Below are 20598 nucleotides of genomic sequence, written 5' to 3'. Positions count from 1 at the left end.
GTCATGAAAATAGCATATATTATCCCGTTATTATTTTTAAGCAGTATTATCTATGCTCAGGAAAATAAAAAAGCGGCTCCGATAGAGGAAGATCAAACACTGGTTGTAAAACAGGCACAGGAACAACAGGCAAAACTAATGCAGGAAGCCAAGGAAAACAATGAAAAGAAAACTGTAAACTCAGGTCTTGTTACTGATCATGGACTTGAAGTAAAAAAACAGGATTCCAAGCCCAAAGCAGCTGCAGATAATTCAGGAAAACTTCTTCCTAATACAGCAAGTCTTGAAGACCTAAAAAAAACAATCCCAAACAGACAGGCATCTCACAATACTATAAATTCTAGGAACACAAAAATGACAGTTACCGGGCTGCCTAACACAGCAACCCTGGAAGACATAAAAAAAACAATTCCCAAAAACTAATGACCCTCAAAAGCTAATAACCGCAAAAAGCTGATAACCAAACTAGATTTTTCAAACAAAGAAGTCCGCTGCAAGGCGGACTTTTATATTATGATATGGGTATTATTAATCCCAATCAGCAGCTACAAATTTCATTGTATTTCCTTGATCATCGGACAAGGTAAGAAAATGTCCTTCAATAGAATACTTAGTCATCGTTTCAATTTTTTTCTGAAAAGAGGCTTCAAGATTCATATCCTGACAGGCTTTCATGGTACTTATTCCGCTTGAAATCTTTACTTTTCCTCCTTTTTTAAATTCAGAAACAAAAGACATCTGGTTACATCCCATATAGGCATTCCCTTGAATTTCATTGTCAACCATACTGGCTGTCAGATTCATTTCAGCTTTATTAGCAATCAACTGTTCTTTTGAAAAACCATCAAAAGAAATCAACATCCACTGCCTTTGAAGGGAAGGATTTTTATCCGGCACTGAGGAATAATTTAAAACAAGTCCTAAAAATAAAACTGCAAAAATTGATGAGAGTATCTTTTTCATGCGGATTATCATCCCATTTTCATACCAATCCGGGACAGAATCTCGTAAAAATTAGTAAATTAGCGACACAAAAATTATTTTATAAAATGAAAAGACTATTTCTACTATTCACTTTCTTACTGGGCTTTGCTCAGATGAGGGCGGATGAGGGGATGTGGCTGCTAATGCTCATCAAAAGACTTAACGGTGTTGATATGCAAAAAGAGGGTCTACACCTTACGCCTGAAGAAATTTATTCTGTAAACAATTCAAGTTTAAAAGATGCTATCGTAAGTTTCGGTGGTTTCTGTACAGGTGAGATTGTTTCGGATAAAGGACTTATATTTACAAACCACCACTGTGGTTACGGTGCTGTTGCTGCGGCTTCTACGCCAGAAAAAGATTATTTGAAGAACGGTTTCTGGGCTATGAAACAGAAAGACGAATTCAATGCAAAGGATCTTTATGTAAGATTTTTAGTGAGAATGGATGATGCTACGCAGAGAATCACTTCTAAACTAAACAACAATATGACCGGAGCAGAGAGAAAAGCTGTTATTGATGCTGAAACAAAAGCAATTCAAACAGAAAACTCTGAGAACGGAAAATATACTGTAGTGGTAAGAGATTTCTTCAACGGAAATGAATTCTACTATTTCGTATATCAGGATTATAAAGACATCAGATTAGTAGGTGCTCCACCTTCCTCATTAGGAAAATTCGGGGGAGATACAGATAACTGGGAATGGCCAAGACATACAGCAGACTTCACTGTTTTCAGAGTATATGCTGATGCTGCAGGAAATCCTGCTGAATATTCTCCAAGCAATACTCCTTTAAAGCCTAAACATTTCCTTCCGGTTTCTCTTAAGGGAATTAAACCTGGTGATTTCTCAATGATCTTAGGTTACCCTGGAAGAACAAACCGTTATCTGACTTCTTATGGAATTCAGCAAATGGTAACTAAAGATTATCCGGCTTGGGTTGAAGCTTCTAAACTTGCCATGGATGTAATGAAAAAGTACATGGATAAGGATAAAGCAACTCAGCTTAACTATGCTTCTCAATATGCTTCAGTAGCAAACTACTGGAAAAACAGACAGGGAACTATTGATGCTGTAGAGAAAAACGGAACTATTTCTGACAAACAAAAGATCGAAGAAACTTACAACAAATGGGCTGCAATGCCAGGAAACGATCAGTACAATGGTGTTTTGGAAGATATTGGAATGTATTACAAGCAAGTTTCTGAAAGAAATGTTGAAAGAAACTATGCTTCACAGTTTTCAAGAAACGCAAAATATATTACCCTTGCATTACAGGTAGGATCTGCTCTTAAAGCTTATGCAGCTCAGGATATGCAGGGAAGACTGGCAATGAAAGCTAAAACTGAAACAGCTATCAAAGCGGCTTATGAAAACTTTAATCCATCTTTGGAAGGAGAAATGCTTGCAGCTATGACAAGTCTTTACCAAGCAAGAGTTAAAAATCCTGAGGTTGCTTCTGCTACTATTTTAGGGTTGGACTCTAAGAATGTTTCTAATCTAGCTTACTCTTCAATCTTCGCTAATAAGACTTCTGCAACGAACTTCTTATTGAATCCAGATGCATTGAAACTTGATGCTGATCCACTTTGGAAAGCAGCTAACGGAATTATTGCAGATCAAAAGATAAGCACAGAAAGATTTGTTAAAATAGATGATAATTTTGCGAAAAACAACCGTCTGTTCTTAGCTGGATTAATGAAGGCTATGCCTGAGAAAAAATTCTACCCGGATGCTAACTCTACCATGAGATTAACTTACGGTACTGTAGATAAATTACCTATCAGAAATGACAGAAACTATTTCGGTATTACTGATAACTATTATACTGATATGACTGGTCTTGTTGGAAAATACAAGAAAGGGGATGAAGAGTTTGATCTTCCTCAAAGACTGATTGACCTTTACAACCTTAAAGATTTCGGACAGTATGCAGATGCAGCAGGTTATATGCCTGTAAACTTCCTTTCTAACAATGATATTACAGGAGGTAACTCTGGTTCTCCGGTAATTGATGGAGACGGAAACCTTATCGGTATTGCTTTCGACGGTAACAGTGAAGCATTAAGCGGTGATATCGTATTCGAGCAGGAATGGCAGAAAACAATCAACGTAGACGTTCGTTTCGTTCTTTGGACAATCGATAAGTTTGCTGGTGCAAGAAGATTAGTTGACGAATTGAAGCTTGTAAGAGGAGAAAACACTCCAGCTGATACAAAAACTAAAAACTCAGGTACTACAACAACGCCTAAGAAAATCAATAAAAAATAATCTTATTTGATTTATTTTTGAAACCGTGAAATTTACTTTCACGGTTTTTTTATTTTTAACCATTAAAATCTTTCATCATGAATCCTCAAATGATCAAATTTTCAGCTATTATTCAGCAAAACGGAGAGATGAACGCTGCATTTGTAGAGTTTCCTTTTTCTACAGAAGAACTGTTTAATAAAAAAGGGTTAGTAAAGATTAAAGCTATATTTGATGACAATGTTGAATATCGTGGAAGCCTTGCCAAAATGAAATCAGACTGTCATATTTTAGGCCTTACACAGGAGATCAGGAAGCAGCTTGGGAAAACTTTCGGGGATGAGGTTTCCGTTTCTCTTACTGAGGACAAAGAAGAGAGGGTCGTTGAAATTGCCGATGATATCGTCTCTGTCTTTAATGAGAATCTGGACGCAAAAAGTCTGTTTGACAAAATGAGCTACACGCACAAAAAAGAATACATCCGCTGGATTGAAGAAGCCAAGAAGCCGGAAACAAGAGAAAACAGGAAGATAAAAATGATTCAGATGATTCTGGATGGAAAAAAAGGAATATAATTTACCCTACTTTTCATTCTCAGAAACTATACATTGAAAAAAAATTTAATTAAGAAAATATTTTTTGTCAGGATCTCAAAAAGTAGCCGACTATAGTTACAAATACCATTTATAACTATAAAAAATTACTTTTATGAACAAGTTTATTTTCAGAACATCAGTTTTAGCAGCGGCTACTCTAGTGGCACTCACTCTTTCTTCATGCAGTGATTCAAATGGCGACATGATGACGGACATGGCTTTTCAAAGAACAATTACCTTTGAAAATGTAGTAACGCCTAAAGATTTTGTAGAAAGCGGAAGTTTTCAGGGAATGGGAACTGCTCCTATTATTTCGCCCGGACAATCTGTTTCTGTTACATTCAGTGCAGGAAAAACACAAGCGTTAATGTTTGCTACAATGTACGGAGCATCAAAAGACTGGTTTTTTGCCTCCCAACAGCCGGGCATCAAACTGTTTGACACCAATGGAAATGCAATTACCGGAGATGTTTCTTCAAGCGTACGGCTATGGGATAACGGAACTAAAGATGATACCACAGGACAGGTTGAAAGTAAACCCATCATGCAGGTTCCTAATGTAAACGCTTCACAGCTTATGAAGCTCAGTCTGGCTTACAATGATGTAACTTCGGAATTTACCCTCACCATTACCAATACATCTGGCGGAACTGCCAACGAAACTCCTTTTTCTCCCGGAGTATGGGCTGTTTCCAACTACAATGGTTCTCAGCTGCTGAACAGTGCCCCGTTCTTTACTCCTAACGCTTTATCAAATCCTGAAATCACAGATATTGCTCAAATGGGGAATATCAGTAAAATGATGACTCAACTGAATGCCAATACCGGAATTATGACAGGACTTTCTCCTGCATTGATTGTTGTTTACCGTGGTGATAAAAATCCAATGTATGAATTGGGTAAAACAGATAACGGAATGGGACTGAAAGACATTGCCCAGTTTGGAAATGTAGCCAAACTTCAAAACAGTTTAAAATCTTTACCCAATGTACAAGGTGTATATGTTGCCGGGAATGCTCCTGTAGCACCGGGAAGTAAGGCAACAACAAATTTCAATGCTGAACCGGGTGATAAAATTGCCTATGCAACAATGTTTGGTTTCTCCAATGATTGGTTCTATGCCAATGAACAAAGCATTGATGCCAACACTAAGGGAGACATCAGTTCAAAAACCTCATTATTTGATTCCGGAACAGGTATTGACCAATATCCTGGAGCTGGAAATCATCAGGCATTATTTGGAGGAACACCACAAATTGAAAGTAAGGTCATTTCCAAAGTAGGAACCCAGTATCCTGTTCCTGCTGTTCAGAATGTAATTAAAGTAACCATCAATTAATCTTCAAATAAAGAAAAGATGAGACGATATGAATGTCTGATTTTTAAATTGTAGTAAAACAAGAATAAGCATTATAAAGCCCAAGCAGAATCTGTTTGGGCTTTTTCAATTATTAAATACTATTCAACCGGAATTCCCAGATATTTTAAATAGGAATCCAGTATTTTTTTATCAAATACCGGTTCCTGAATATCTGAACCCTCCAGAAACTGAATCACATTGGAACAATCCCATACATAAGTATTCTGATAAAGCTCTACGGTGGATAAACCTTCATGCATATTGTCCCTGAAAAGGCTTGTCAGTGGATATAACCGATTTTTACTGTCATCTTCCCATTGTTTTCGCCATTCTTTATAAGGAAGATCTTTCAGGGTGAAAGGATAATACTTTTTCATGAGTCCGAAGAATCCTTCCAGCGTAAGATTGGTTTCCGGGCGGGCAATCAGGTTGAATTTCTTACCTATTGCCTCTTTATTTTTTGTGATATGAGCCATAGATTTCGTCATATAATCTACTGTGATAAGCCCTTCTCTAAGTTCAGTCAATGCAGGATAAGATTTGAATTCTATACAGTTTTTCACCAATCCGGACCACCATTGATAGGAAGCGCTTGCTCCTGTTTCACTGTGGCACATTGCATATCCAAGACGATAAGTAATCAATGGAAGCCCTTCTTTTGCCGCCAGATCTGCTACTGCCTCCATTACCCACTTGCTTCTCACATAACCGATGTCTTTGCTTACAGACATTAAATTCTGTTCAATATCATCAGACTCCAGCATTACTGTTTTTCCTGTAAACACATGTCCCCAGCTGTATACCGAAATGGTGGATAACAAAGCAAGACATTTGGTCCTTTCTGCTCCGGCCAATTTGATGATCTCTCTTAATCCTTCTACATTTGGAGCTTTCATGTAAGAATAAGGCTCAATGAAGTTTACGGAACTTCCGGAATGGTAAATCAGATCGGTCTGTTTTGCCAGTTTTGAGAATATTTCTTCTGACAGTCCCAAAGCCGGCAATGCCAGATCTCCGATGACCGGAATAATTCTCGATTTCTGCTCTTCTTTCTGAGGAATTTTATATTGTTTAAAACACCTCTCTATCTTTTCCATCGCATGAAATTGATCCTGAGCTCTTACAAGGCAGTAAATATCAGCATTTGTAGTATCCAGAAGCTCCTGCAAAAGATGAATTCCTACAAATCCTGTAACTCCCGTTAAAAATATGGTCGTTGGATTTTCCACCTGCTTAGGATCAAATCCACCCGCAAAAACAGTTCCGGGAGCGAGATAAACATCTTTCTGCAATTCAACATAAGGTTCTACATCTTCCATGGGAACAGCCTCTCTTGTTGCTTTGGATCTTGCTATAAGAACTTCCGACAGCTCCTGCAACACCGGAAACTGATAAATATCCCGCAGATACACTTTTATATCCAGCTTTCTTTGCAATGCCACAGCAACTGTTGCTACTAACAGAGAGTTTCCACCGATATCAAAGAAATTATCTGTAATATTAATAACAGGCCTTTCCAGTGCTGAAGACCAGATATCAACAACAATCCGTTCTGTCTCATTGGTTGGCGGCTCAAATGAAATAAGTTCTTTCGCTTCTTTATCTGCCAGATCTTTTAAAGCCTGAGCATCTGTTTTTCCATTTGCCGTCAACGGAATTTTATCTATAAAAATAATCTGGGCAGGAATCATATAACCCGGAAGTTCTTCTTTCAAAGTATTTCGGACTGACGAAACATCTTTTGCCGCATCAGGCTTTAATACAATAAAAGCAATCAGATATTTGGTGCTTCCTTCCGTATCTTTGCTAATGACCACGGCTTCTCTAATATCTTTCTGCTGAACCAGCGTGCGTTCTATTTCTCCAAGTTCAACTCTGAATCCACGAATCTTCACCTGATTATCTATCCTTCCAAGAAATTCAATATTGCCATCCGGCTTCCATTTGGCAAGATCACCGGTATGATAAAGCTTTTCTTTTTCATTGAATGGGTTGGGAATGAATTTGGAATCTGTAAGCTCTTTATTATTAAGATATCCATCTGCTAAAATATTTCCTCCAATACACAGTTCTCCCACAGCTCCTACAGGTAATAACTCTCTATTTTCACCTAAAATATAGGCTTTTGCATTAGCAATGGGTTTCCCTATTGAAGAGATATATTTTCCATTGATATCTTTCACTTTTTTAAATGTTGCAAATACGGTACATTCCGTAGGTCCGTAATAGTCTATCAGTTCGTAGCTTAATTCTGTAGTAAGTACAGGCTTCAGTTTTTCACCTCCGGTAAAGAGATATTTCAACTTCAGATCATTATAATTCCGCGAGTAATTAACTACACCCGGCGCTAAAACAGAAGGCACAAAACCGTGTGTAATCTGATTTCTCCTATAGTAATCTACCAATGCATGAGTGTCTGTTCTGTCTTCATTATCTGCAATAAAAAGAGTTGCACCGGAAGTAAGGGCAGACCAGGTTTCCCATACAGATATATCAAATGCCAATCCTGCTACGAGGGTCAGTTTTGAACTGTGATCCACGTGAAAATGATGATTGTGCCAGGTTACCAGGTGCTGTATAGCCTGATGACTTACCATTACCCCTTTCGGTTTTCCGGTAGAGCCTGAAGTATAAATTGTATATGCCAGACTATTCTGGTGAATTATAATTTCCGGATACTCAGAAGGTAGATGATTAAGATTCTCCATGCTGCTCAGATCAAATACTTTTGTTCTTTCAGTTTCGGATAAAAGGTTTTCAAGATTTTGATTGGTTATAATAATATCAGCGGCGGTATCCGAAAGAATAAATTCTACTCTTTTAGCAGGATAAGCAGGATCTATAGGAACATATGCTGCTCCAGTTTTGATCACGCCAAGAACAGCAACAATCCATTCTAAAGAACGGTCCAGCCAGACAGGAACATACTTACCTTCTTTGATTCCATGGCTCAATAACAGATTGGCAATCTGATTACTTTTCTCATCTAAATCACGATACGTGATCTCCTGATCCTGATAAACAACGGCTGTTTTATCGGGATGAAGGAGTGCCTGTTTTCGGAAAAGAGACTCTAATGTTTCTTCATGATGATAGTCCCAGCCGGTTTTATTGAATCCGTTTAACAATTTTTCTCTGTCTTCAGGCGACAGTAATACAGCTGTACCTATTGATAAGGTTTCTAATGAGGGAATTGTGTTTGACATAATAATAATTTGATTTGGTTTAAAAATTTGTAATTAATGGCTTCAACCCTATTCTAAGTTGATTTTAGACTCTATGAAATAAGGAAACAACCAGGCATAAGGCATAACCACAGCTTATTTACTAAATGTGTTTGCTTAATAGTTTAAAAAACTGAATGACATAAAGCCTTAAGCGATCCACTCAGAGAGCAGAACAGTAAACAGCGTTCAAACGTTATTTATTAAATCGGAAAGAAGAAAAACAGATTATATATTCTTCAGAAACGAGAGGTAAGTTTTTATTCAGTGTTTAAAAATTTGATTTCCATAATGTAATATTTTTAATAATTTGGTAATCAAACTTAACATAATATTTTAACCTATGCGTTACATAATTACTATGTTTATTCCAGAGAGTCGAATTAAACTTATGAAAACATCTTTTCTATTTATTTTAAAATCAATCAAATATAAAACTAACCATTCCAAAATTCACGATCCAGGCTTCTGTACTGTATCGCTTCAGAAATATGATGAGACAGGATATTCTCAGATCCCTCAAGGTCAGCAACTGTTCTGGCGACTTTCAGTATTCTGTCATATGCTCTTGCCGAAAGATTTAGTTTCTCCATTGCCAACTTGATGAGACCGAAAGAAGTTTCATCCAACTCACAAAAGGCTTCAATTTCCTTAGGCCCTATTTGAGCATTACTGCTGATATTGAGGCTTTGATATCTTTTATTCTGAATATCTCTTGCTTTCAGGACACGTTCCCGGATGTTTTTGCTCATTTCTCCTTTTCTTTTTTCGGAAAGCTGTTCAAACTCCACCTTCTGAACTTCAATATGAATATCAATCCTATCCAGAAGCGGCCCTGAAAGTTTATTCATATAGCGCTGCATTTCATAAGCAGATGAGGTATTGTTAGGATCATCGGGGAAGAAGCCGCTTGGGCTGGGATTCATAGAGGCTACCAACATGAAGCTTGCCGGATAGTTTACTGTAAACCGTGCTCTTGAAATTGTTACTTCACGATCTTCCAAAGGCTGTCTCATCACTTCCAGCACGGTTCTCTTAAATTCTGGCATTTCATCCAGAAATAACACTCCGTTATGAGCCAGGGAAATCTCTCCGGGCTGCGGATAACTTCCACCTCCTACCAAAGCAACATCAGAAATAGTATGATGCGGAGATCTGAAGGGACGAACGGTCATCAATGATGCTTCAGTTCCTATTTTTCCGGCTACGGAATGAATTTTTGTTGTTTCTAAAGCTTCTTTCAGGGTCAATGGAGGTAAAATACTGGGAATCCTTTTAGCCAGCATGGTCTTTCCGCTTCCTGGCGGACCGATCAAAATGATATTATGTCCGCCTGCAGCTGCGACTTCCATCGCTCTTTTGGCTGTTTCCTGACCTTTAACTTCGGAGAAATCAAAAGGAAAATCGTTGATTCTCTCATGAAACTCTTTTCTGGTGTCCAATATCATTTTTTCAAGCGGTTTTCCTTCATTAAAGAAATCAATAACTTCTCTGATATTTTCTACCCCATATACGTCAAGATCATTGACAATGGAGGCTTCTCTGGCATTTTGTTTGGGGAGAATAATTCCTTGAAAGCCTTCTTCTCTTGCCTGAATAGCGATGGGCAAAACACCTTTGATGGGCTGCAGGCTTCCGTCGAGAGAAAGCTCGCCCATAATAACATAATGTTCAATTTCCTCAGCCAAAATCTGATCTGAAGCCGCTAAAATACCAATGGCAATACTCAGATCATAGGCAGAACCTTCTTTTCTGAGATCGGCTGGAGCCATATTGATTGTGATTTTCTTTCCGGGAATTTTATATCCTACATTTTTCAGTGCGGCAGAGATTCTATAGCTGCTTTCTTTAATCGCATTATCAGGAAGACCCACCAGATGGTATCCTACTCCACCGGTATCTACATTCACTTCAATTGTTATTGTCTGTGCAGCCACTCCATGAATGGCACTTCCATAAATTTTGATCAGCATGGTGTGTTTTTGAAGTAAAAATAATGAATATACTATTTTGAAAATCTGATGTTTACATGAATGATATTCTAGTCAGAAAGGGATATTTAAAAAGATATTAAGAAAAACTCAAAATAAAAAAATCGGCACAAAAAATTGTACCGATCCAACCATTATTAAAAACTAACGAAAGAGATTATTTCATCTGAATTCCGGATAAAATGCCAAATGTGAGTCAGGAAGCCGGATGCCGGAAAGAGAGAATTCCTTTTTGGGGGTAATTATGACGTCATTAGATTAACAAGGATGAAATTTTATCTATTGAGCGTAAAGTATTAAAATAAATTACTCTAGTTCTTCTTCAGTACAAGAAACATCCCTCCTCTGACATCCAATCTTCCTTCCCACAATCAAAATTTTAACACATTCAGACTATGTAATCTTATTTCTTTATAAATCTATTTTTATATTCTTTTCCATCTGCGCTTTTAGAAACAATGATATAGTTTCCTGGCACGAGCTGACTTACATCAATCGCCTGATTATACCTGTGGTCATTTTTCTTTAGAACAAGTTTTCCGGACATGTCTATAATGGTAACTTCCTTATAGATTTTATCCGATTCTTTTCCGATATAAAGATGCTGCGCTGTAGGATTGGGATAGATTTTCAGATTATTATCTTTAGTCTTCACCTCTCCTGTTCCCAGATTGGTGCAGAAATCCCAATTTCCGAAATTCACTTCCACAAAGGCAAACGGATCCAGCATCTGGCATTGATCCGGGCAATATTCTGTACAGGCATAAAAGCCATATTTTCCGGAACTTGTCGCAACATATGTATCTCCTATCACTCCAGGAATGATGCAGGGATCTCCCGGCAACGCAGGATTACTGCTTGGTACACATCTGAACCAGGTATGTTTGCCATATACAACAGGAAATATATTATCAAATTGTACAGATGCTCCATTACATACATTCACGATTCCCATATTTTCCTGATAGGTTCCGGGAGTATAAGTTGTCATCATAGCCGGAAGACCATATACAAATCCATCAGCAAATACTGCCGGGCTTTCTGCTGTACAATCCCCATCTGTAACGACTACTTTAAAATAATTCAGCTGGTCATTACCGCTAACGGTTAACTGCTGCGATGTAGCTCCCTGAATGGCCACCCAAGGGTTGTTGTTGGGTGTCTGCCAGGTCCATTCCTGTTTGTACCACTGATAGCTTCCATAGGTCTGTGTAGTAGAAATTATTTCATCTTCCACATCACAGAACAAAATTGTTCCCGGGTATTTCTGTCCAAGTCTCGGACTGGTAATGGTAGGGGTACACTGTGCTTTTATATCCAGAATGCTGAATAGTAAAAACACTAAAAAAATTAGTTTTGTTTTCATATATAATAATTAAGTTTGGTTTTGTTTTAAAATCCCCAACATTAATCCAGCAGCACTCTGATCCCGAATTTCATGTTAAAATGAAATGGTTTCTCTTTATAAATGGTATTAGGAGCATTTTCTTCCTTGAAATGATATCCTATTCCCGGTTCAGCATAAATTCCGACTTTGTCTATGACCTTCAGCTGAAATCCTACCGCAGTGTTAACCGAAAACTGAAAAGGTTTTGGTTCCACACGCTCTTTTGAGGATTCCTTTATTTCATCATTCACCACATAAGTTGTTGTGATATTTCCTGCTATAGGTTTTTCAACAAGTGCTCCGCCTGTAACATATCCTGTAAATCTCCCTTTCTGAATGATATTATAATTGACCTGCACCGGAATTCCTATATAATGAACCGTCTGATCTCCTTTAATATAATTGTTCTCCGTTCCTGAATGCAATTCAGAAGAAAGTTTCGTATAATTCAGTCCTGTTCCTATTCCCCATCTTTTTCCTAAATTGTAGTAAAGAGACAATCCAAATGTAACAGGCACCTTATGTCTGATTCTTGCTTCGACCGGCTGACTTTGATTTGCCAGAAAGATTGCTGTCAGAGGATCATCATGATATTCAGAAGTACTCCAGACCTGCTCAACATTCATTGCTTTTCCAGTGATGGAAGCATATCCCGGAAACTGCTGTTCTGCAGAGTTGGAAGCAACATTTCCTGTAAGCATACTCAGCATCCACGACTTTTTGTCACGGGATTTTTTGGTGGTATGTTTTGTATTCTCTGCATACACTTCTTTTAATTCTTCCTGTTTGAAAAGAACCTCATCAGGGGTCTTCTCTATGGCCGGTTCTTTTACTGTATCATCGGTATGAGATACTTTCTGAGCGATCTTGCTTTCCTGATGAAAAGGCTCCATTACAGCCGGAAGTTTGATGATTTCATGAATATCCTGAATATTCCCTACTTCATTTTTTTCTTCAGTATTAAAATATTTCTGTCCTGACTTTTTCTCCGGACCACCTGCTTTTGATATTTTTTCAGCTAAAAAAGGTACTGTTCCGGATTTCACTTCACCGTTTGAGAGATGTTCAGTTTCCAGAGGTTTTAAAGAATTCTTTTCCTTTTCTTTTTTCACATCTGCCGGTTTCTGAGACAGGGTTTTACCTGTATCATTCTGTGGCAGGAGTTTCGTCAGTAAAAAGAGCAGTGCAATGGCAGCTGCAATACCTCCGAGACGATAGAATAATGTTTTTTTTCCTGCACCGGTTCCCTTCTCTTTCTTGTTTTTTCCTCCTTCATGAATTTCTGGGATAAACCCAGGAATACTGTTGTTTTCTTCCCCGGAAAATAGTTCATCTTTGATGTCATCCCACAATCCTTCCGGAACGTCCTCTTCATGGTCATCCATTCTGCTTCGCAGGTTATTTAGCCATTCATTATTCATATTGTGCTTTTTTTGACATTTTAAATTCTTTTATTTTCTGAACAAGCAGTCCTTTTGCACGGTGAAACTGAGATGCAGAAGAATTTTCTGCAATTCCCAGCAGTCCGGCAATCTCCTTATGGCTTTTTTTCTCAAATACAAACAGGTTAAAAACAGTTCTATACCCTTCAGGAAGCGCTCTTATCATCATCATAATATCATCACGCGGAACCTCTTCAAAGTCCGGTTCTTCTTCATTAGGAATATCCGGAAGATCATCCACTTCCACCGCAGAATTAAAATCTCCTTTCTGTTTGATATGTTTCAAAGATTCATTGACAGCAATACGGGTCATCCAGGCTTTCAAAGACCCACTTCCTCTGTATTCAAAAGATTCTATCGAACGGAACATTTTGATAAAACTGTTCTGAAGTATATCATGAACATCTTCTTTTTCAGCTACATAACGGGAGCAGACATAAGCCAGATTTCCGGAATAAGCTCCAAAAAGCTCTTTCCAGGCAGCTTCCTCCTTCTTCAGAAGGTGCTTTACCAAAATCTGTTCTTTACTTTCTTCCATATACTGCTGCCTCCGTATCCATTGGGATGTTATAAAACTGTCAAGCAAAAATAGATTGCATCTTAACAATAAAGTGCAATCCATTGATGATAATATCTATTAATTAATTTTTTATACAGAATGGAAAATTATAATCAATCACCTCATAAGGGGTAATCAATGTACCATCTACTGTAATTTTTTCTGCTGTTACAGCATACCTCAGTGTCTGGTCCAATCCTACATAATATCCTTTTTGTTTCGCTACAAATTCTACAACGGTCTTTTTATTCACTCCGTCTACAGGGATCTGAAGTTCCATAGCCTTAGGAGCAAATGTAAGTTCTATCACATTATTCGCAGTATTAATTACTGCAGCATACTTAAGGTCATACTTCACTTTTCCCATTGATTTCAATGCGGTTTCTGCTTTTGCAGGATTTTTCACCACAGCTTTTACAATTTCTTCTATTGGAAATTCAGCAAACGAGATTGTATCTTTTTTTACTTTAAATTCTTTTATTCCTTCTCTTTTGCTATTTCCCTGTACAATAACCAGCTTACCTTTGTAGTTTCCTTTTAAGTCTTCCATTTTTACAGGAGGTATGTCCGGACCATCATTATCATTACAAGAGGATAAAGTAAATCCTACTAAAACCATTAAAACTGTTATAAAAAATCGGGGTACTGTCAATCTTTTCATTGCATTACTTTTTTCGTTAAACATTAATTATTTTCGAGTACTCATCTATATAAATCCTACTTTTCAAAAATCTTGCATCTATTTTTGAAAAAAAGATAAAATTTTTCATAAATCACTGATTTAATGAGTGTAAAATTTCATCACTCCTGTGCAAATTCCGGACCTTATGCTCAATTAAATTGTATTTACCTTTAGAAATAACAAAAAAAAGGAAGCTATAAGATGCAGCTTCCTTTTAATTTAATATCTATTATTTACATGTTATTGTACTCCTCCTCCAAGCGATCTGTACAGGTCTACTTCTGCATTTAATCTTTCAAGGGTTACATTAATGGCTTCCAGGTCATTCTGAAGTTTATTGTTCTGAGCTGTAATGACTTCAAGATAGGTTGCCATCCCGCTTTTATACAGTTTCAGGGCATCATTGATTCCTTTATCCAGAATGGCTGTTCTCTGTTCTAAAAGCTGCAGTCTTTCTGAAGAACCTTTAGACTTGGCCATGGCATCGGAAACTTCTCCCACAGCAGTCATTACAGATTGTTTAAAGTTGATGGCTGCTTTTTCCTGTTCAATCAATGCAGTTTCGTAAGCTGTTTTCAATTGTTTTTTCTGAAAAATCGGGGCTGCCAGATTTGCTGCAATTGTTTTGGTAATAGATCCGGGAATGTCAAACCATGAGCTGAACTTATTTGAGTTCACTCCTATCTGCGGGCTCAGGCTGATACTTGGGTACATGGCTGCTTTTGCCAGTCCGGTTTTGGAATTCAGGCTAATTACGTTAAATTCTGCCATTTTCAGATCCGGTCTGCGGCTCAGCAGCTGGGCGGGCAATCCTTCAGACAATCTATTTTCCGGAATCATTGTTTTAAGATTTCCTTCTCTTTCTATTCTGGTGGGATATTCCCCACAAAGAATGCTCAGTGCATTTTCCTGAATAGAAATATTCTGTTTTGCTAAAGGGATCAGTAGCTCAGCTGTTTTCTTTTGGGCTTCTGACTGCTGAACTGCCAATGAATTAATCTGTCCAGCTTTAAACTGCAGATTCATCATTGTAAGAGTATTGTCACTGAGTTCAATGTTCTGCCCGGCTATTTTCAGCTGTTCATCCAGACTTATGAGATTATAGTAAGCCTGCGCAACCTGAACTACGATCCTGCTTTTTATCGCATTCAGGTTTTCTTTCTGTCCAAAATATTCTGCCGCGGCAGATTCTTTCTGCATTTTAGCTTTTCCCCAGATATCTATTTCCCAGGAAAGCCTTAGGGCGGCACTAAAATCATCCATATACTTTGTTCCAACAAACTGTTCATTAAGAGAGCCGTTAAGAGTATTTTTGGATGCCCAGCTTCTATTCGCCCCAGCGGTTAAATCCAATGTCGGCATCAGTCCCAGCTTGGCTTGTTTATAGATCAGATCCAGCTGTTCGATATTTTTCAGGGCTACGTTTACTTCGTTATTTCTTGAAAGTGCTTTATCTATTAAGCCTATCAATTTAGGATCTTTGAAGAAAGTCTTCCATGGAAGAACCACCGTATCTCCTGTTACCTGTACAGATTCTTTGTACGTTTCCGGAACCTGAAGGTCTGTTCTTGTATATTTTTTCCCTACGGCACAAGACATCAGCAGTGATGCCATTGCGCCTGAAATAAGGAAGTTTTTTATATTAAATATTCTCATTTGTCAATTGATTTTCTATCGTATTGTACTTCTTTTTGGCAGAGAATTTCTCATCCAGATACTGGAAAAACATGTAGAGTACAGGAATTACAAAAACTCCCAAAACCACTCCACTCAGCATTCCCATTGCTGCACTTGTACTGATTGATTTATTTCCTGAAGCCATTCCTCCTGAAGAAATCATCAGTGGAACCATTCCCACAATAAAGGCTAATGAAGTCATGATAATCGGACGTAATCTCGCCTTCGCTCCTTCCAGTGCAGAATCCAGGATCGAAAGCCCTGATTTTCTCCTTTGGATAGCAAATTCAACAATAAGAATGGCATTTTTGGCTAATAATCCAATAAGCATAATCAATCCTACCTGCACATAAATATTGTTATCCAGTCCGATCGCTTTTATTCCCAGGAACGCTCCTACAATTCCCGTTGGGATAGAAAGCATTACTGCCAGAGGAAGGATATAACTTTCATACTGAGCTGCCAATAGCAGGTATACGAAAAGCAAGCATAATCCGAAGATGGCAATCGTCTGATTTCCTGCAGATTTCTCTTCCAGGCTCAATCCCGTCCATTCGTAGCTGTAGTCAGAAGGCAATTTGCTTAAGGTCTGCTCCAGTTTCCCCATCAATTCTCCGTTACTTACTCCCGGTTTTGGAGATACGTTGATATTTAATGAGTTGTAAAGGTTATAACGCTGAACAGATTCCGGACCATAGACTTTTTTCAAAGTGATCAGTGTATTCACCGGCACCATATCTCCTTTTTCATTTTTCACGAAAATATCATTGAAGGCCTGCTCATCCATTCTGAAAACACCATCTGCCTTAATATTCACTCTGTAAAATTTCCCGAATCTTGAGAAGTTCTGAGACTGATCTCCTGAGAAATACGTCTGAACGGTTCCTAACAGGTTTGAAATGCTTACTCCCAGCTGTTTTGCTTTATCTTCATTCACTTCAAGCTCCATCTGAGGATAATCTGCCCTGAACATCGTGTAGGCAAATGCTACTTCCGGGACCTTCATCAGCTGACCAATTAATTCATCCGCTTTGGCCTTAAGAACCTGAGGATCTCTTCCCATACGGTCCTGAAGTACGATCTCTGCATCATTCGTCATTCCGTATCCTTCTACCGGAGGCATTCTGAAGGTCATCACACTTCCTTCTTTGATCACTCCCAATTTTGCATTAGCCATATCTACAACCTCCTGGATATCCTGAACTTCACCTCTTTCTTTTTTGGGTTTCAGTTTAACAAATCCCATGGCGTAAGCTGGCCCCGCACTGTTACTAAGCAGGTTGTATCCTGTAATGGAAGTATTTTCCTGAACGGCATCTACTCCTTTTAAGATTTCATTGATTTTGTTGGAAACTTCCGTAGTTTTTGTCAATGCCGTTCCCGGAGGCATGCTTAAGGTGTACATAAAGAATCCGTCATCTTCCATGGGTACAAAACTTTTTGGCGTGCTTGACATGAGCCATCCTGCGACACCGATAACCGCTACTATTAACCCTCCTGCAATCCATTTACGTCCAATTAAGAATCGAACTCCTTTTGCATAACGGTTGGTCATATTATTAAATCCGGCATTGAATGCCACCGCAAATCTTTGCCCGAATCCTTTTGGTTTTTTACCTTCTCCCGAATGGTTATTCTTCAAAAATACAGCACATAAAGCCGGAGTTAAAGTCAATGCATTAACCGCAGAAATAATGATCGCTATAGCCAATGTATAGGCAAACTGCTTATAGAATAATCCTGCTGAACCGGACATAAATCCGATAGGAATAAATACTGCAGACATTACCAGCGTAATAGAAATAACAGCTCCTGTAATCTCACTCATCGCTTTGTGAGTAGCCTCTCTTCCTGAAAGGTTAGTTCCTTCCATATTACTGTGGACGGCTTCCACTACTACAATCGCATCATCGACGACAATACCGATGGCCAGTACAAGGGCAAAAAGCGTCAGTACGTTGATGGTAAATCCTAAGACCAGAAGGAAGAAGAAGGTACCGATAATCGCTACCGGAACTGCCACTGCCGGAATAATAGTAGATCTGAAATCCTGTAAAAAGATAAATACTACAATAAATACCAGTATAAATGCTTCTATCAAGGTAGACTTCACCTGTCCTGTAGCCTCATCCAATCTCTCTTTGGTACTCATTACCTTTGTATATTTAATACCTGGAGGGAATGATTTTGACAACTGATCAAGGGCTTTGTTTACTCCTATTTCAATCTGATTGGCATTGGATCCTGTGGTCTGCATAATCGCTACAGTAACCGCATTTTTCCCATTGGAAAGGTTATCTCCCGTATTTGAAATCGCTCCGAACTCTACACGGGCTACATCTTTAAGCCTGATTACCTGACTTCCGGTATTTTTAACAATGATATTCTCATATTGCTCCGGCTTGTTCTTTTTCCCTTTATATCGGATGACATATTCTAAAGCCGCATCAGATTCTTCTCCCAACTTACCCGGAGCTGACTCCAAACTGTGGTCAGCAATCGCTCTGGAAACATCTGCCGGCTCAAGACCGTAAGATGACATTTTCTGAGGGTTAAGCCATATTCTCATGGAATAATCTTTCAACCCAAATACCATGGCCTGCCCTACTCCTTTTACCCTTTTGACCTGCGGAATAAGATTAATATTCGCGTAGTTCTGAAGGAAGGTTTCATCATATTGTTTATTATCTTCAGTATAAATATTGAAAATCAATACCATACTGTTCTGCTGCTTGGATGTAGTCAGTCCCATTCTCACCACCTCCTGAGGAAGTATCGGAGTGGCCTGCTGTACCCTGTTTTGGACATTTACAGCAGCCTGATCTGCATTCACACCTTGTTTGAATATGATGGAGATCGAAAATGTGCCGTCATTACTTGCACTGGATTTCATATACTCCATATCTTCCACTCCATTAATCTGTTCTTCCAGTGGAGTTACCACGGAACGGATCACTGTTTCACTGTTTCCTCCCGGATACGATCCTGAAACAGTAATGGTAGGTGGGGAAATATCCGGGAATCTGGTCACTGCCAGCTGGTTTAATCCTATGATCCCTAAAATAACAATGATAAGGGATATTACCGTCGCCAGTACCGGACGGTCTATTATCTTTTTTAACATTTTTTGAATTTTCTAAGAATGGTTATACAACTATTTCAAAGGAACTGTTGTCGCAACAACCTGTGCGCCGTCTGTAAGAGCATCAATTCTGTTGATGGCAATCTTGTCTCCTGCATTCACGCCTTCGTTGATAAAGTAATCCTGAGATGTGCTTCCAGAAACGGTAATCTGGGTCATTTTCACTTTATCCTTACCATTCAGTTTATAGACAAAGAACCTGTCCTGAATATCTTTCACAGATGTTTTCGGAAGTTTGATCACCCCATTCAGTGCATTGTGAATCATTACTCTTGCTGTTCCTCCGGCTCTCAATAATTTATCGGGATTTTGAAAAACAGCTTTCATCTGAATACTTCCTGTATTTCTATCGAAGTTTCCGCTGGCATTTTCCAATTTTCCTTTAAGAGAATAGGTGGAACCATCTGCAAGGATCAGTTCTACATCTTCTGCATTATTTCCTGATACCGAAGCTTTACTATGCGCGATAAAATCAGCTTCATTCATTGAGAAGTATACATTCACACTATTTATGCTTGAAAGCGTTGTCAAAGGAGAAGCATCTGACGGACTGATAAGGTTTCCTACTCTATTTGGAATTCTTCCTATATATCCGCTCACGGGAGCTTTGATATAGGTAAAATTGGCATTGATTTTTGATGATCCTAATGATGACTGTGCCTGTGCTACTTGTGCTGAAGCGGCTTTATAGCTTGCCTGAGCTGTTTTCAACTGCATATCAGAAACTACTTTTCCTTCGACAAGAGGTTTTAGTTTTTCAACTTCAAGTCTTGCTGTCTCCTGTGCCGCCAGAGCAGATTTTAAAGCGGCTTCATTGGTATTTACCTGTTCGTTGTATACGGATGGATTTATTCTGAAAAGGGTCTGTCCTTTACTTACATATTGTCCTTCTTTGATATATACTGCTTCCAGATAACCTGTTACCTGTGCTTTAATATCTACATTGTCCTGCCCTTCTATGCTTCCCGGGTATCCTGTAGACACATCGGCATCTCCGGACTTCACCTGGATAAAATCTGTAGGCAATGCCTGCTGCATCTGCTGGGCATTTTCCTGGCCATTCCCGGAACCGCACGAGGACAGTATTGCTGCAGCTGTAAGTGAGAGTACCAGATATCCTTTTCTGTAATTCATAACATGAGTTTTTAAATTTTACAGGAGCAAAATAACTTCATATAATAAGGATATTCACTTAGAAATTGGGTGAAGTGTCATTAATCGCAGGTGAAACGTATGATAGTAAAAATGAAGGGAAAACAGCTGTTTTCTCTTATAAATCTGATAAAAAAAAGCTTTTCTGGG

The 20598-nt window shown here is 38.5% G+C and carries 14 protein-coding genes; 4 read left to right on the top strand and 10 right to left on the bottom strand.

Annotation, left to right across the window (positions count from 1 at the left end; genetic code table 11):
• Nucleotides 1–3 precede the first annotated feature (3 nt).
• Nucleotides 4–423 (top strand): hypothetical protein, encoded by a 420-nt coding sequence (locus tag KYG33_RS15355; RefSeq protein ID WP_077413335.1) that lies wholly within the window; start codon nucleotides 4–6, stop codon nucleotides 421–423.
• 105 nt (nucleotides 424–528) lie between these two features.
• On the opposite strand, the gene KYG33_RS15350 is transcribed toward KYG33_RS15355, so the two are convergent.
• Entirely contained in the window at nucleotides 529–963 is a 435-nt protein-coding gene (locus KYG33_RS15350) for an META domain-containing protein (RefSeq protein WP_257468802.1), read from the bottom strand.
• Nucleotides 964–1049: 86 nt separating this feature from the next.
• On the opposite strand from KYG33_RS15350, the gene KYG33_RS15345 reads away from it, so the two are divergent.
• The 3 genes from KYG33_RS15345 (at nucleotide 1050) to KYG33_RS15335 (ending at nucleotide 5171) form a co-directional block, all read left to right on the top strand.
• A complete protein-coding gene (locus KYG33_RS15345) occupies nucleotides 1050–3257 on the top strand; it encodes a S46 family peptidase (protein WP_077413668.1) in 2208 nt (735 codons plus the stop codon).
• 77 nt (nucleotides 3258–3334) lie between these two features.
• A complete protein-coding gene (locus KYG33_RS15340; RefSeq protein ID WP_219072025.1) occupies nucleotides 3335–3811 on the top strand; it encodes a YdeI/OmpD-associated family protein in 477 nt (158 codons plus the stop codon).
• 133 nt (nucleotides 3812–3944) lie between these two features.
• A complete protein-coding gene (locus KYG33_RS15335; protein ID WP_219072024.1) occupies nucleotides 3945–5171 on the top strand; it encodes a spondin domain-containing protein in 1227 nt (408 codons plus the stop codon).
• A gap of 119 nt (nucleotides 5172–5290) precedes the next feature.
• Here the strand turns inward: KYG33_RS15335 and KYG33_RS15330 are convergent, their stop codons facing one another.
• The 9 genes from KYG33_RS15330 to KYG33_RS15290 all read right to left on the bottom strand — a co-directional run bounded on the left by KYG33_RS15330 (nucleotide 5291) and on the right by KYG33_RS15290 (nucleotide 20430).
• Complete coding sequence (locus KYG33_RS15330; protein WP_180564917.1) at nucleotides 5291–8398, bottom strand: non-ribosomal peptide synthetase; 3108 nt, start codon at nucleotides 8396–8398, stop codon at nucleotides 5291–5293.
• 455 nt (nucleotides 8399–8853) lie between these two features.
• On the bottom strand, nucleotides 8854–10389 hold the full coding sequence (locus KYG33_RS15325; protein WP_077413331.1) for a YifB family Mg chelatase-like AAA ATPase: 1536 nt from the start codon (nucleotides 10387–10389) through the stop codon (nucleotides 8854–8856).
• 421 nt (nucleotides 10390–10810) lie between these two features.
• The gene (locus KYG33_RS15320; RefSeq protein WP_219072023.1) at nucleotides 10811–11773 is read right to left on the bottom strand and encodes a T9SS type A sorting domain-containing protein; all 963 of its coding nucleotides are present in this window, start codon (nucleotides 11771–11773) and stop codon (nucleotides 10811–10813) included.
• A gap of 41 nt (nucleotides 11774–11814) precedes the next feature.
• The gene (locus tag KYG33_RS15315) at nucleotides 11815–13215 is read right to left on the bottom strand and encodes an outer membrane beta-barrel protein (RefSeq protein ID WP_219072022.1); all 1401 of its coding nucleotides are present in this window, start codon (nucleotides 13213–13215) and stop codon (nucleotides 11815–11817) included.
• Nucleotides 13208–13774, bottom strand: coding sequence for an RNA polymerase sigma factor (locus KYG33_RS15310; protein WP_077413328.1), 567 nt, complete (start codon nucleotides 13772–13774; stop codon nucleotides 13208–13210). Before KYG33_RS15310 ends, KYG33_RS15315 begins: the two co-directional genes overlap by 8 nt.
• A 103-nt stretch (nucleotides 13775–13877) precedes the next feature.
• Nucleotides 13878–14456 carry a DUF4840 domain-containing protein gene (locus tag KYG33_RS15305; RefSeq protein ID WP_219072021.1) on the bottom strand — a complete coding sequence of 193 codons (579 nt, stop codon included), beginning with the start codon at nucleotides 14454–14456 and terminating at the stop codon, nucleotides 13878–13880.
• Between the two features lie 261 nt (nucleotides 14457–14717).
• Complete coding sequence (locus KYG33_RS15300) at nucleotides 14718–16133, bottom strand: efflux transporter outer membrane subunit (RefSeq protein WP_219072020.1); 1416 nt, start codon at nucleotides 16131–16133, stop codon at nucleotides 14718–14720.
• Complete coding sequence (locus KYG33_RS15295; protein ID WP_180564912.1) at nucleotides 16120–19278, bottom strand: efflux RND transporter permease subunit; 3159 nt, start codon at nucleotides 19276–19278, stop codon at nucleotides 16120–16122. The genes KYG33_RS15300 and KYG33_RS15295 overlap by 14 nt, the downstream gene beginning before the upstream one ends.
• Before the next feature lie 30 nt (nucleotides 19279–19308).
• On the bottom strand, nucleotides 19309–20430 hold the full coding sequence (locus KYG33_RS15290; RefSeq protein WP_180564911.1) for an efflux RND transporter periplasmic adaptor subunit: 1122 nt from the start codon (nucleotides 20428–20430) through the stop codon (nucleotides 19309–19311).
• Between the last annotated feature and the right edge of the window lie 168 nt (nucleotides 20431–20598).

It is taken from the genome of Chryseobacterium sp. D764 (genome assembly GCF_019317325.1).
Taxonomy (GTDB): Bacteria; Bacteroidota; Bacteroidia; order Flavobacteriales; family Weeksellaceae; genus Chryseobacterium.
Note: the sequence above shows the minus strand (reverse complement) of the source record. Positions and strands in the feature narration are given on the sequence as shown.

Excerpts from the sequence above, each read along its gene's own strand:
- KYG33_RS15330 (WP_180564917.1), bottom strand. The coding sequence starts at position 8,398 with ATGTCAAACACAATTCCCTCATTAGAAACCTTATCAATAGGTACAGCT.
- KYG33_RS15355 (WP_077413335.1), top strand. The coding sequence starts at position 4 with ATGAAAATAGCATATATTATCCCGTTATTATTTTTAAGCAGTATTATC.
- KYG33_RS15305 (WP_219072021.1), bottom strand. The coding sequence starts at position 14,456 with ATGAAAAGATTGACAGTACCCCGATTTTTTATAACAGTTTTAATGGTT.
- KYG33_RS15320 (WP_219072023.1), bottom strand. The coding sequence starts at position 11,773 with ATGAAAACAAAACTAATTTTTTTAGTGTTTTTACTATTCAGCATTCTG.
- KYG33_RS15295 (WP_180564912.1), bottom strand. The coding sequence starts at position 19,278 with ATGTTAAAAAAGATAATAGACCGTCCGGTACTGGCGACGGTAATATCC.
- KYG33_RS15300 (WP_219072020.1), bottom strand. The coding sequence starts at position 16,133 with ATGAGAATATTTAATATAAAAAACTTCCTTATTTCAGGCGCAATGGCA.
- KYG33_RS15290 (WP_180564911.1), bottom strand. The coding sequence starts at position 20,430 with ATGAATTACAGAAAAGGATATCTGGTACTCTCACTTACAGCTGCAGCA.
- KYG33_RS15350 (WP_257468802.1), bottom strand. The coding sequence starts at position 963 with ATGAAAAAGATACTCTCATCAATTTTTGCAGTTTTATTTTTAGGACTT.
- KYG33_RS15310 (WP_077413328.1), bottom strand. The coding sequence starts at position 13,774 with ATGGAAGAAAGTAAAGAACAGATTTTGGTAAAGCACCTTCTGAAGAAG.
- KYG33_RS15315 (WP_219072022.1), bottom strand. The coding sequence starts at position 13,215 with ATGAATAATGAATGGCTAAATAACCTGCGAAGCAGAATGGATGACCAT.
- KYG33_RS15345 (WP_077413668.1), top strand. The coding sequence starts at position 1,050 with ATGAAAAGACTATTTCTACTATTCACTTTCTTACTGGGCTTTGCTCAG.
- KYG33_RS15340 (WP_219072025.1), top strand. The coding sequence starts at position 3,335 with ATGAATCCTCAAATGATCAAATTTTCAGCTATTATTCAGCAAAACGGA.
- KYG33_RS15325 (WP_077413331.1), bottom strand. The coding sequence starts at position 10,389 with ATGCTGATCAAAATTTATGGAAGTGCCATTCATGGAGTGGCTGCACAG.
- KYG33_RS15335 (WP_219072024.1), top strand. The coding sequence starts at position 3,945 with ATGAACAAGTTTATTTTCAGAACATCAGTTTTAGCAGCGGCTACTCTA.